Consider the following 13153-nt stretch of genomic DNA (forward strand, 5'->3'; position numbering starts at 1 on the left):
GAGTGGTAACGCGGGTTCTAACCCGCCTTACCACTCACGACGACGTGCGCCGAGGCCAAGCCGTGGAACACCGGGTGGGTCTTCCAGCGGACTTCGTCCACCCGGCAGCCGGGGCCGAGGACCTTCGCCAGCGCCGTGAGCGCGATCTCGCCTTCGGCCACCGCGACCCCGGAGCCGGGGCACGCGTGCCGGCCGAGGCCGAACGGCAGGCCGCCGGCCAGGGAGATCGCCACCGGGCCGTCCGGGCCGAACCGGAGGACGTACCGGGCCGGGCAGATCGCCGTCACCAGCTCCCGCACGCTCCGCGGACCCGAAGTCGCGAGTTCCAGGCCGGCGCCGGCCAGGAAGTTCAGCGAGTTCTCGTACGCCGCGTGCGCCAAGACCACCGGGTTGAACATCAGCTCGTCGTCGTCCACCCGCCCGGCCACGTGCGCGGCCCGCAGCGCCGTCAGCCCGCCCGGCCCCGCCTGGGTCCGGCTGAGTTGCACGGCCAGCCGGAACGCCGACACCTGCCCCGCCCGGTCGGTGCCGCCGAAGACGTCGAGGTTCGCCGTCGTCGCCTCGAGGTGGTCCAGGAACACGTCGTCGAGGGGCACGCCCAGCACCGCCGACGTCACCGCGCCCGCCACCGGCCGCGCGAAGTCACGCACCAGGTCGAACGACGTCCCCAGCCCGGCCACGGTCGTTTCGATCCCGGCTCGGAGGGACGCGGGAAACGGCTCCAGGCCGGCGATGATCTCCCGCAGCACCGCGCGCAGGCGAGTGTGTTCTTCGCCGTCCCGCAGCAGCACGCTGGGCGAGCCGCCGCCGGGATCCGACGTCAGCTCGGGTGACCGCAGGGCCCGCGCGCACGCGTCGCGGCCGGAGACCACCCCGATGCCGTGCCGTTCGAACTCGTCCATCGCTTCGACACCGTAGGGCAGGATGGGGCGGTGCCGCCCGCAGCCGTCCCGGATGACGTCCTGGCCACGCCGTTCACGGACTACCTGCTCCGCAACGCGGCCGCGGACCGCCCCGCGTTCACCTGCCGCACGTTCCCCGGACCGGCCGACCACACGCTGACCTGGCCGCAGGTGCTGGCCCGCGTCCGCGGGGTCGCCCGCGAGCTGCGGCGCGTCACCCGGCCGGGTGATCGGGTGGCGATCGTCGCCCGGCAGGACCTCGGCTACGTCACCGCCTTCCTCGGGACGCTCTACGCGGGGCGCGTCGCGGTGCCGCTGTCCGTCCCGACCGGCCGCACCGGCCGCGCCCGGATCGAGGCGGCCTTCGCGGACGCCACCCCGGCGGCCTGCCTGACCTCGAAGGACTTCCTGGACAAGGTCCCGCCGGGCACCGCGTTCGCCGTCGAGGACATCGAGGACGCCGGGCCCGGCGACGCCGAGCCGGCCGCCGCCGTGGCGATGACCGACCCGGCGTACCTGCAGTACACGTCCGGCTCGACGCGCCGCCCGGCCGGCGCGGTGATCTCGCACCGCGCGCTGGTGGCCGCCTGCTGGCAGACCACGCGGTGCTACGGCGCCGACGCGTCGACCCCGCTGGCCGGCTGGGTGCCGTTCTTCCACGACATGGGCCTGGTCCTGCTCATCGGCACGCCGGTCTTCCTCGGCTCGCGGTCGGTCTTCGGCACGCCGATGGAGTTCGTGCGCGACCCGCTGCGCTGGATCCGGCTGCTGGCCGAGCTGCCGGGAGTCGTCAGTGCCGCGCCCAACTTCGCCTTCGACCTGGCCGCGGAAGCGGCGGGGGACCTCGAAGCCGTCGACCTCTCGCGGGTGAACTCGGTGCTCAACGGCAGCGAGCCGGTCCGCGCGGCCACCGTCGAGGCCTTCGCGCGGGCCTTCGCCCCCTTCGGGCTGCCGCGGGCCGCGCACAAGCCGTGTTACGGGCTGGCCGAGGCGACGGTGTTCGTCACGAGCGCGGGCGCCGAAGGGCCCACCGTGCGGACGTTCGACGGCGAGCCGCGCGTGTCGGTCGGGCGGCCGTACGGCCAGCGGATCCGCATTGTCGACAAAGAGATCCAGGTGTCCGGGCCCAACGTCGCCGACGGCTACTGGGGGCGGGACGACGTCATCGCCCCCGGCGGCTGGCTGCGCACCGGCGACCTCGGCTTCGTCCACGACGGCGAGCTCTACGTCACCGGACGGCTCAAGGACCTGATCATCGTCGACGGCCGCAACCACCACCCGCAGGACATCGAAGCCACCGTCGAGGCCGCGCACCCCGGCATCCGGCGCGTCGCCGCGTTCGCCGTGCGGGACGGCCACGGCGAAGGCGTCGCGGTCGTGGCCGGGTGCACCGCGCCGGACGCCTCGGTCGAGACGGCCGTGCGGCGGGCCGTCTCGGCGGCCCACGACCTGCCGCTGCGCGCCCTGTGGCTGGTGCGGCCGGGCGAGGTGCCGCGGACCACCAGCGGCAAGGTGTCCCGCACCGCCGCCCGCGAGCGCTGGTGGGACGAGAATGAGCGGCATGGCTGACCCGGGCACCTACGTCGACGAGATCCGGCGGATCATCAGCTTCGCGCTGGAGATCCCGCCCGAGCGGCTCGCCGACACGACGCCGTTCGACGACCTCGGCATGACGTCCCGCCAGCGGATCCAGCTGCTGGCGCGGGTCGAGGTGAACTACGGCGTCTCGGTCGACCTCGACGAGCTCGACCGGCTGGTGGACATCCGCGGCGTCGCCGAGGTGATCTCCGAGGCGGTCGCGGCGCAGCGCGCCGGCGGGTAGGTCCCGGCCGGGTGCAGTTGGCGGAAGCCCAGGTCCGCCGCCCGGCCGACCGCTAGACTCTGTGTGCATCTGCGACGGCACCGAACGGTGTCCGGGCGCGTCACAGTCCCGGAACGTCAGTAGGGACCTGTGGGGATCGAAGGGGGCAGCGACCATGCCGAACGGGTATGAAGCGAGTTCGGAGGCGATGACGCGGGCGCAGATCCGCTTGGCGGACGTCGCCGACGACCCGGCGGCCGAGGCCAAGAAGGTCGCGCCGACGGAGATCGTCGCCGTGGACTTCGGCCGCGTGCACCAGGAGAGCTTCGGCAAGTACAAGGCCGGGATGGACGAGATCGGCGCGGGCCTGACGGGGTTGTCGAACGCCCTGATGAACCTCGGCGGCGGAATCGGGACCGCGGGCGGCAAGTACACCACGCAGGAAGCGAACGCCGGCGCGACGGCGAACCAGGCCGGGGGTAACCGCTGATGGCCGAATGGGCTGAGATCAAGAAGGTCCTCGACGACCCGAACGTCTCCATGGCCGCCAAGTCCAAGCTGATGGACGAATACGGCGAGGACACGTTCAACTTCAACGCGGAAGAAGAGGAATACGCGAAGAAGTACATCGAGGACTACTCCGGCTGGAACCCCACCAACGACTGGCTGCCGGGTTCGTCCTCCGACGTCGACGAAGCGCTGAAGGAAGCCCAGCAGGAATCCGCGGCCAAGAACCAGGAACACCAGCGGCAGACCGCCGAGCGTGACCAGGCGAAGAAGAACCTCGACGGAATCGCCACACCGACGCTGGGGGTCGGCGCGAAGAGTTCCGACGAACAGCTCGACCAGGGCAATGTCGCGGTCGACCTGCTGGCGAAGTGGACCGACGAGGTCTGGAACCAGATCAAGGGCGGCGAGAGCGAGAAGAAGAACTCCCAGACGGACCTCAAGGACAAGTTCCACGAGAACCGCGGGATCCAGTACCAGAAGTTCCTGAGCGACGCCGACGACCTCGGCAAGGCGCACAAGGTCGTCGAGGACACCCTCGGCAAGAGCGACACCGAGCTCCAGACCCTCTTCGGCGAGTGGAAGGGCAAGGGCGCCAACGCCGCGGAGATCAAGTACGACGAGACGATCAAGCCGCACGCCAAGGAGCTGTCGCAGCAGATCGACGGGGCGGCGAAGCTGATCCCGCAGACCGTGACGCAGGTCTTCACCGCGGTCAAGAAGAAGGTCGACGAGGTCCTGCAGCTGCACCGCCCGGTGATCGCCGAGGCGGACATCCCGATGGCCAAGGACGTCCTCAAGATCGCCAACGGCGACACCGGGGAATTCGACGACTTCATGAAGGTCGCCGGCTGGATCGACGCCGTCAACGCGAAGAACGGCAACCCGTCGAACCTCGCCGAGCGCCTGCAGAACGACGACTGCGGCTTCAACGACGAGAACAAGGAATACGGCCGCAACGTCTGCCGCTACTGGCGCGACGGCGCGTTTTCGACCGAGTACAAGAGCCTGATCACCGCGTTCGACGGTTCGTGCCGGGCGGCCAAGCAGACCATCGACCAGCAGTTCGGTGCGCTGGCACGGTACATGGACGGCTACCGCAACCAGCTGACCGAGGCCAAGAACGAAGGCGGCGGCGACAAGACGGGGAACACCGGCAACACGGGGAACACCGGCAACAGCGGCAACAGCGGGAACACGGGGAGCACCGGCACCGGCAGCACGGGCAGCACCGGATCCGGGAGCACGGGCAGCACCGGGAGCGGCGCCACGACGCCGTCGGCGGCCGAGCCCCCGAAGGCCGAGGAGCCCGCGAAGCCCGAAGAGGGCAAGAACCCGATCACCGGGAAGCCCCTCGAAGTCGACCCGTCGACCGGTGAGCCGTACCCGATCGACCCGAAGACCGGCGAAGCCATCAAGGACACCGACGACACGGACACGGTGTCGGTCAAGAAGGGCGACAACACGATCGCGATGTCCGAGCCCGACAAGGAGGGCAAGCAGGACATCTCCGTGGACGACGGCCACGGCAACAAGAAGGACTACCACCTCGACTGGGGTGACGACGACAAGGCCGAGGCCGGCAAGGACGGCGCGGGCAAGGATGGTGCCGGCAAGGACGGCGCCGCCACCGGGGACAAGGCCGCCTTCGGGCCGCAGGGGGTCAAGGAGGGCCAGCCCTCGGCCGACGGCTCCTACAAGCCAGGCCCGGACGGCAAGATCCACATCCAGGACGGCAACCTCAAGATCACCGCGGAGCGGCCGGAGGGCCCGGACGGCCCGACGATCGTGACGGTCGACGACGGCAAGGGCGAGCCCACCACCTACACCCTGGACGAGAAGGACGACCCCAAGGCCGCGGACCTCAAGGGGGACGCCCTCAAGGCGGACGTCAAGCCGGTGACCGACGGCGCGGGCGCGGAGATCCGGCACGACGCGAACGCCGAGCTCCCGTCGGCCAAGGACCCCGCACCGGTCAACCCCGACCCGGGCTTCACGCGCAGCGAAGCGGCCTCTGGGGGCGGCGGGTTCAGCGCGCCCGGCGGCTTCGAGGGTGACCTCGGCGGAGGCGGCAGCGGTGTCGGCGTCGGGGCCGAGCCGGCGGTGGCGACGGCCGACGCGGGCGTCGGGGCGGGTGCCGGCTCCGCGGACTCGACCACGACGGCCGGCGCGAGCGACTTCGGCTCGGCCGTCACCGGCGGCGGGTCGCCGGACTTCGCCGGCGCCGTCGCGCTCGACCCGCGTGCCCAGACGGGCAGCGACGCTTCGCTGCCGATGTCCGACGGCGGCGGGCTCGGGGCGACTCCGGTCGACCCCGGCATGCACCAGGCGGCCGCGAATTCGTCGAGCTCGAGCGCGATGTCGGGCATGGGCGGCATGGGCATGATGGGCGGCATGGGCGGCGCGCCCGGTGGCGGCGGCGGCGGCGACCAGCAGCGCGGGCCCAGCCAGTACCGCATCGAGGGCGGCGTGTTCGAGACGAGTGGCGCGAAGGGCCGCATCAGCGGCTCGCTCGACGACGAGGGTGACCGTTCGATCCGGTACGACCGGTGACGAGGGCCGAGGAGGGCCGATGAGTGAGCTTGCGAACGAATCATTCAACACAGCGCTCGCCGCTCAGGCCGAGCTGAGCGTCAGCGAGGCCGGCGCATGAGCAGCGCCGAAGACCGGTATCGCGCGGCGATTTCGACGATGGAAGCGGCGGCACGCGAGCAGGACGAGCAGCGGGGGCTGCGCGAACGCCGGCTCGCGGAGGCCCAGCAGCAGGCCCGCGAAGGCATGCAGAAGGAGCTGGCCGCCGCGCAGAAGTACGCCGAGCACATGGACGAGCTCAACAAGCGCAAGCAGAGCGCGGGCGGCTGGGCGACTGAGAAGACGCTGGCCGACAAGTCCCGCGAGTCGCTGATGGAGTTCGGCGTCCACGAGGAAGAGGCGGACACCGGCTACACGAACTACCCGACCCCGAGCTACGGAACCCCGGCGGCGGCGGTGGTCCCGCCCCGGCCGGAACCGGCACCGGAACCCCCACCGGCGGCGCCCGAGCCGCCGAAGCGGGGGCGGCACGCGCGTCAGCCCGACGACGAGGACGACTTCTCCAGCACCAGCTGGCTGGTCTGAGCAGAGGAACCCGTCCGGGTCAGTGGGCGGGCTCCTCTTCGCGCTCGATGGGGGCGCGCTTGACGTCCGCCTCGAGCAGGGGCCGGTACTTGTCGGTGCCGGTCAGGTGGGTCAGGAAGAAGGCCGTGAACAGCGCGCGCGTGAGCTGCTGCGTCTTGCGGTGCGGCTTGCCGTGCATGAACAGCTGCGACCAGTGCCTGCCCTCGGTGACGCCCAGGTGGGACGCCTTGCCGAGGAACCGCAGCTGGACGTCGTCACCGCCCCAGGCGCCCGCGATGGCCTCGGCGTGCGCGGAGGCGGGGGCGACCAGATCGGCCTCGGCGGCGAGGTGCAGCCCGGGGACGGTGATCGCCTTCGCCGACTCGCTGGCCGGCGGCAGCGTCTGAGCCGCGGTGATGGTGGCGACGGCCTTGATCCGCGGGTGCTCGCTCAGCGCGTCCTGCGCCGCGGCGAGGACAGCGGAGCCGCCGCCGGTGGAGTGGCCGGCGAGGCCGAGCTTGCCGGGGTCGACGCTGATGCCGTCCGGGCCGAGCCGGACGGTCGTGACGACGTCGAGGGTGGTCAAGAGGTCGGCGGCGAGCAGCCGGTGCGAGGGCAGCGGCCCCCGCTGGGTGGCCGGCGCGGCGGCGACGATGCCCCAGCTGGCGAGGTGCCGCAGCAGCTCCCGGTACCGATCGGGCGGCTGCAGCCACCCGTGCCCGAAGGCCACGGCCGGCAACCCGAGCCCGGCGCGCGGCGTGAAGACCACGCCGGGCAGCCCGACCAGGGCGAGGTTGCCCCGCAGGACCTCGTGCGGACCCGGGTGCGTCAACTCCGCGAGCAGCTGCTTGGGCTTGCTGGCCATGTCCGGAACCCTACTGTGCGAGCCCTCCCGCGGCTCGCCCGCCGCCCCGGCGCGCCGCCCAAACGGTCGGCCGGCGTACCCACACGGTCGGCCCGCGTACCCACACGGTCGGCCCGCGTACCCACACGGTCGGCCCGCGTACCCACACGGTCGGTTCACCGGCCGACCCTCCAGATACGCGGGCCGACTCTCCGGGTACGCGAACCGACCCTCCGGATACGCGGGCCGACTCTCCGGGTACGTATTATTGGTTCGAACCACGTATTGCGTTTTTCCGCAGGTCGGGGGTGGTTTGCGGACCCGGTCGGCCCGCTGAATATCCCTCGTTAGGCTGGTGAGCGTGTGTGGAATCGTGGGATATGTCGGGCACCGCCCGGCTCTGGACGTCGTCCTCGGCGGGCTCCGGCGCATGGAGTACCGCGGCTACGACTCCGCCGGTGTCGCGGTCCTCGACGGCGCCGGTGCGCTGACCGTCGAGCGCAAGGCGGGCCGGCTGGCCAACCTGGAAGGCCGGCTCGACGAGGTCGGCCGCGAGCACTTCGGCGGCACCGCCGGCATGGGGCACACCCGCTGGGCCACCCACGGTGCGCCGATCGACCGCAACTCGCACCCGCACCGGGACGCCTCGGAGCGCGTCGCCGTCGTGCACAACGGCATCATCGAAAACTTCGCCGCCCTCCGCGCCGAGCTCGAAGCCGACGGTGTCGAGATGGCCAGCGACACCGACACCGAGACCGCCGCCCACCTGGTGGCCCGCGCGTACACCGAAGGCGACACCAAGGGCGACTTCACCGCCAGCGTCGCCGCCGTCTGCCGCCGCCTCGAAGGGGCGTTCACCCTGGTCGTGACGCACGCCGACCACCCGGACACGATCGTGGCCGCGCGCCGGTCGTCGCCGCTGGTCGTCGGGGTCGGCGAGGGGGAGCACTTCGTCGCCTCCGACGTCGCCGCCTTCATCGAGCACACCCGCGAGGCCGTCGAGCTGGGCCAGGACCAGCTCGTCGTCATCACGCGCGAGGGCTACGACGTCCTGGACTTCCACGGCGACGCCGCCCAGGCCAAGCCGTTCACCGTCGACTGGGACCTCAGTGCCGCCGAGAAGGGCGGCCACGAGTACTTCATGCTCAAGGAGATCGAGGAGCAGCCCGAAGCGCTGGCCAACACGCTGCGCGGGCACTTCGAGTCCGGCCGGATCATCCTCGACGAGCAGCGCATCTCCGACCAGGACCTCCGGGACGTCGACAAGGTCTTCGTCGTCGCCTGCGGGTCGGCCTACCACTCCGGCCTGGTCGCCAAGTACGCCATCGAGCACTGGACGCGGCTGCCGGTCGAGGTCGAGCTGGCCTCGGAATTCCGCTACCGCGACCCGGTCCTCGACCGCGACACGCTGGTCGTCGCCGTCTCCCAGTCCGGCGAGACGGCGGACACGCTCGAAGCGGTCCGGCACGCGCGTGAGCAGAAGGCGCGCGTCCTCGCCGTCTGCAACACCAACGGCGCGCAGATCCCGCGCGAGTCCGACGCCGTCCTCTACACCCACGCCGGGCCCGAGATCGGCGTCGCCTCGACGAAGGCGTTCCTCGCCCAGATCGCGGCCAACTACCTGGTCGGCCTGGCGCTGGCGCAGGCCCGCGGCACGAAGTACCCGGACGAGGTCGCGCGCGAGTACGCCGAGCTGGAGGCCATGCCCGCGGCCGTCCAAAAGGTACTGTCCACTGTGGAGCAGGTGCGGGATCTCGGCCGCCGGATCGCCGACTCGAAGGCGATCCTGTTCCTCGGCCGGCACGTCGGCTTCCCGGTGGCGCTCGAAGGCGCGCTGAAGCTCAAGGAACTCGCGTACATGCACGCCGAGGGCTTCGCCGCCGGCGAGCTCAAGCACGGCCCGATCGCGCTGATCGAAGACGGCCTGCCGGTCGTCGTCGTGATGCCCTCGCCCAAGGGCCGCGCGGTGCTGCACTCGAAGCTCGTGTCGAACATCAGCGAGATCCAGGCGCGCGGCGCCCGCACGATCGTGATCGCCGAAGAGGGCGACGAGACGGTCCGGCCGTTCGCCGACGAGCTCATCGAGGTCCCGGCGGTGCCGACGCTGCTGCAGCCGCTGGTGTCCACCGTGCCGCTGCAGGTGCTGGCCGCGGAGATCGCCCGCGCCCGCGGGTACGACGTCGACAAGCCGCGTAACCTGGCGAAGTCCGTCACCGTCGAGTAAAGCGGGGTTGCCGCCGTGCAGGGAATCTGGACCACGGAACGGATTCGCGAGGCGGAGGGGCGGGCGTTCGCCGTCACGCCCGAGGGCGAGCTGATGCGGCGAGCGTCGTTCGGCTTGTCGGTGCAGCTCGCGGACTTCCTCGAAGACCACACCGGCGGGATTTCCGGCCGCCGGGTGGTCCTGCTGGTCGGCTCGGGCGACAACGGCGGCGACGCGCTGTGGGCGGGGGCGTTCCTGCGCCGCCGCGGGGTCGCGGTGACGGCGATCCTGCTCAAGCCCGAGAAGGCGCACGCGAAGGGGCTCGCGGCGCTGAAGCGAGCCGGGGGCCGCGTGGTGTCCGCCGAGGACGGTCCACAGTGGATCGCCCAGGCGGACGTCGTGGTCGACGGGATCGTCGGCATCTCCGGCCGCGGTGCGCTGCGGCCGGACGCGGCCCGGCTGGTCGAGCTGGCCGAGGCCCCGATCGTGGCGGTCGACCTGCCCAGCGGCGTCGACCCGGACACCGGCGCGGTCGACGGGCCCGCGGTCAAAGCCACCCGCACCGTCACGTTCGGCGCGCTCAAGCCGGTGCACGTGCTGGCGCCGTCGTGGTGCGGCGAGGTCGTGCTGGTCGACATCGGCCTCGACCTGACGGACCCCGATCTCCGGCGGCTCGACATCGTGGACGTCGCCGCGGCCTGGCCGGTGCCCGGCCCGGAGGACGACAAGTACAGCCAGGGCGTGGTGGGCGTCGCGGCGGGTTCGGCGACGTATCCGGGCGCGGCGGTGCTGGCCGCGGGCTCGGCGGTCCGCGCGACCTCGGGTCTCGTGCGGTACGCCGGCCACGCGGCGGACGTCGTCCGCGCGCAGTGGCCGGAGGTCATCGCGACCGGCACGGTGGCCGACGCGGGCCGGGTCCAGGCGTGGGTGGTCGGGCCGGGCATCGGCACCGGCTCCGACGGGCGCGATGTGCTGCGGTACGTCCTCGGCCAGGGCGTCCCGGTCTGCGCGGACGCCGACGCGACGACGATCATCGCGAAGTCCCCGGACGTCCTCGACGCCCGCGACCCGGACACGCCGCTGGTCCTGACCCCGCACGCGGGCGAGTACGAGCGGCTGATGGGCCGCAAGCCGGGCCCGGACCGGGTGACGGCGGCGCGCGAAGCGGCGAAGAAGTACCACGCGGTGGTGCTGCTGAAGGGGCACTGCACGGTGATCGCCGCCCCGGACGGCCGGGTCGCGGTGAACCGCCCCCGAGGAGCCTGGCTGGCCACGGCCGGTTCCGGCGACGTGCTGTCGGGCCTGGTGGGCGCCCTCCTGGCCGCCGGGTTGGACCCCTGGCTGGCGGCCGCCGCCGCGGCCGACGTGCACTCGCTGGCCGGGGCGATCGCGGCGCAAAACGCGCCGACCTCGGCGTCCGGCCTGGTCCACGCGATCCCGGAGGCCATCCGGTCGATCCGCTCGCTAACGTCCTGAGAAGACTTATCGAGTTCTCTGTTAACTTCGCGCGATAAATCTGGTAAGAAGTCCGTGTGAGCGGCGGCACAGCATCTGCATCATCATCGGGGGACCGGAAGACCCGGCCGTCCGATGCTGTCGTCGAGCAGCGGCGGCAGGACATCCTCGATCACGTCATCGAGGAGGGCGAGGCCCGGATCGACGATCTGACGTCGAAGTTCAAGGTCAGCCTGATGACCATGCACCGCGACCTCGACGACCTGGCCGAACGCCGGCTCCTGCGCAAGCTGCGCGGCAGGGTCGAGGCCTACCCGGCGCTCACCATCGAGAGCGCCGCCCGCTTCCGCGACACGCTCCACCACGGCGAAAAAGAAGCCCTCGGCCAGGCCGCCGCGAACCACGTGCTGCCCGGCCAGACCGTCTTCGTCGACGACTCCACCACCCTCCTCCCGCTGGTCAAGCGGCTCGCCGAGATCGACGCGCTGACCGTCGTCACCAACTCGCTGCACGCCGCCCGGCTGCTCGGGCCCCGGGTCGAGGTCGTCCTCGCCGGCGGCCGCTACAGCCACGAGTACGACTCCTGCGCCGGGCCCGAGGTCCTCAACCTGCTCGACAGCATCCGCGCCGACGTCTCGTTCGTGTCGGTCACCGCCGTCGCCGTCGGGCGGCTGTTCCACCCCGATCGCGACTACGCCGAGCTCAAAAAGGCCGCCCTGCGGGTCGCGAACCAGACGGTCCTCGTCGTCGACCACTCGAAGTTCGGCCGCACCGCCACCTACGCGCACGGTGACGTCGGGGACTACGACCTGCTGATCACGGGCCAGGCCACGCCCACCGAGGAGATCGAGGCCGCGTTGAACGCGGGCACCGCGATCGAGATCGTCGAACACGTCGCAGAGGGGCAGCCCTATGACAGCTGAACTGGTCGCCGGCATCGACTCGTCCACCCAGTCGACCAAGGTCGTCGTGTGTGACGCCGTCACCGGCGAAATCGTCCGCACCGGTCGCGCGCCGCACCCCGACGGCACCGAGGTCGCCCCCGCCGCCTGGTGGGACGCCTTCAAGGAAGCCACGAACGGCCTGCTCGACGGCGTCACGGCCATCGGCGTCGGCGGCCAGCAGCACGGCATGGTCACGCTGGACGAAGACAACGACGTGGTCCGGCCGGCGCTGCTCTGGAACGACACCCGCTCCGCGCAGGCCGCCCTCGACCTGATCGAGGAGCTCGGCGGGCCGTCGGCCTGGGCGAAGTCCGTCGGCTCGGTGCCGGTCGCCAGCTTCACCGTCACGAAGCTGCGCTGGCTGGCCGAGAACGAGCCGAAGCTCGCCGACCGCGTCGCGCGCGTGCTGCTCCCGCACGACTGGCTGACCTGGAAGCTCACCGGCGGCGACCCGGTCACCGACCGCGGTGACGCGTCCGGCACCGGCTACTTCTCGCCGTCCGACAACGCCTACCGCCTCGACATCCTGAGCCACGCCTTCGGCGGCCGGACGCCGGAGCTGCCGGCCGTGCTCGGCCCGGCCGACGCCGCCGGCCACACCCCGGACGGCGTGCTCGTCTCCGCCGGCACCGGCGACAACATGGCCGCCGCGCTCGGGCTGGAACTCCAGCCCGGCGACGCCGTCGTCTCGCTCGGCACCAGCGGCACCGTGTTCGGCGTCGCCGAGACCGGCGCGGCCGACGTCAGTGGCGAAGTCGCCGGGTTCGCCGACGCCACCGGCCGCTTCCTCCCGCTCGCCTGCACTCTTAACGCCGCCCGCGTCCTCACCGCGACGGCCGCGATGCTCGGCGCGACGCTGAGCGAGTTCGACCGCCTCGCCCTGACCGCCGAGCCGGGGGCCGGCGGGCTGACGTTCCTGCCGTACCTGGACGGCGAGCGCACCCCGAACCTGCCCGGCGCCACCGGCTCGCTGACCGGGCTGACCAGGGACAACATGACCCCGGCGAACCTCGCGCGCAGCGCCGTCGAAGGCATGCTCTGCGGCCTGGCCGCCGGTCTCGACGCGGTCCGCGCGCACGGCCTCGACGTCCAGCGGGTGCTGCTGATCGGCGGGGGCGCGCAGTCGCGGGCCGTCCGCGCGGTCGCGCCGCTGGTGTTCGGCGTGCCCGTGCAGCTGCCCGAAGTCGCCGAGTACGTCGCGCTCGGCGCGGCCCGGCAAGCGGCCTGGGCGGCGGCCTCCGGTGCGGAACCGCCGTCCTGGCAGGAAAACCACAAGCTCCGGCTCGAGCTGGACGAGCCGACCGAGGCGCAGCGCGCCGAGGGCCACCGGATCCAGCAGCGCCACCTCGAAGCCCGCGAAGCGGCTTACGGGGTCCGGCGGAATCTCGGAGAGGACTGACC

At 72.2% G+C, this 13153-nt stretch carries 11 protein-coding genes; 9 read left to right on the forward strand and 2 right to left on the reverse strand.

All coding sequences use genetic code 11. The features are described 5' to 3' along the window. Positions 1 to 17 precede the first annotated feature (17 nt). A complete protein-coding gene (locus tag C2L58_RS37910) occupies positions 18 to 902 on the reverse strand; it encodes a cytochrome P450 (RefSeq protein ID WP_103342441.1) in 885 nt (294 codons plus the stop codon). Between the two features lie 30 nt (positions 903 to 932). On the opposite strand from C2L58_RS37910, the gene C2L58_RS37915 reads away from it, so the two are divergent. The 5 genes from C2L58_RS37915 (at position 933) to C2L58_RS37935 (ending at position 6327) form a co-directional block, all read left to right on the forward strand. Next, positions 933 to 2471, forward strand: a complete 1539-nt coding sequence (locus C2L58_RS37915; protein WP_103342442.1) for a fatty acyl-AMP ligase — start codon at positions 933 to 935, stop codon at positions 2469 to 2471. Next, positions 2464 to 2724, forward strand: coding sequence for an acyl carrier protein (locus C2L58_RS37920; protein ID WP_103342443.1), 261 nt, complete (start codon positions 2464 to 2466; stop codon positions 2722 to 2724). The genes C2L58_RS37915 and C2L58_RS37920 overlap by 8 nt, the downstream gene beginning before the upstream one ends. A gap of 154 nt (positions 2725 to 2878) precedes the next feature. After that, positions 2879 to 3193: a hypothetical protein gene (locus C2L58_RS37925; RefSeq protein ID WP_233226169.1), complete on the forward strand. Its 315-nt coding sequence runs from the start codon at positions 2879 to 2881 to the stop codon at positions 3191 to 3193. Beyond that, positions 3193 to 5763: a WXG100 family type VII secretion target gene (locus C2L58_RS37930; RefSeq protein WP_103342444.1), complete on the forward strand. Its 2571-nt coding sequence runs from the start codon at positions 3193 to 3195 to the stop codon at positions 5761 to 5763. The genes C2L58_RS37925 and C2L58_RS37930 overlap by 1 nt, the downstream gene beginning before the upstream one ends. 96 nt (positions 5764 to 5859) lie before the next feature. Further along, positions 5860 to 6327, forward strand: a complete 468-nt coding sequence (locus tag C2L58_RS37935) for a hypothetical protein (RefSeq protein WP_103342445.1) — start codon at positions 5860 to 5862, stop codon at positions 6325 to 6327. 19 nt (positions 6328 to 6346) lie between these two features. Here C2L58_RS37935 and C2L58_RS37940 read toward each other — a convergent pair whose 3' ends face one another. After that, positions 6347 to 7171, reverse strand: coding sequence for a dienelactone hydrolase family protein (locus C2L58_RS37940; protein ID WP_103342446.1), 825 nt, complete (start codon positions 7169 to 7171; stop codon positions 6347 to 6349). 340 nt (positions 7172 to 7511) lie between these two features. On the opposite strand from C2L58_RS37940, the gene glmS reads away from it, so the two are divergent. Genes glmS through xylB form a run of 4 tightly spaced genes read left to right on the forward strand, consistent with a single transcriptional unit; the run spans position 7512 to position 13151 of the window. Beyond that, positions 7512 to 9374 (forward strand): glutamine--fructose-6-phosphate transaminase (isomerizing), encoded by a 1863-nt coding sequence (gene glmS, locus C2L58_RS37945; protein WP_103342497.1) that lies wholly within the window; start codon positions 7512 to 7514, stop codon positions 9372 to 9374. A gap of 15 nt (positions 9375 to 9389) precedes the next feature. Then, positions 9390 to 10829, forward strand: a complete 1440-nt coding sequence (locus C2L58_RS37950; RefSeq protein WP_103342447.1) for an NAD(P)H-hydrate dehydratase — start codon at positions 9390 to 9392, stop codon at positions 10827 to 10829. Positions 10830 to 10885: 56 nt separating this feature from the next. After that, positions 10886 to 11731, forward strand: coding sequence for a DeoR/GlpR family DNA-binding transcription regulator (locus C2L58_RS37955; protein ID WP_103342448.1), 846 nt, complete (start codon positions 10886 to 10888; stop codon positions 11729 to 11731). Then, positions 11721 to 13151 carry a xylulokinase gene (xylB, locus tag C2L58_RS37960; RefSeq protein WP_103342449.1) on the forward strand — a complete coding sequence of 477 codons (1431 nt, stop codon included), beginning with the start codon at positions 11721 to 11723 and terminating at the stop codon, positions 13149 to 13151. Before C2L58_RS37955 ends, xylB begins: the two co-directional genes overlap by 11 nt. Positions 13152 to 13153: the final 2 nt, after the last annotated feature.

Source organism: Amycolatopsis sp. CA-126428 (assembly GCF_002904335.1).
Taxonomy (GTDB): domain Bacteria; phylum Actinomycetota; class Actinomycetes; order Mycobacteriales; family Pseudonocardiaceae; genus Amycolatopsis.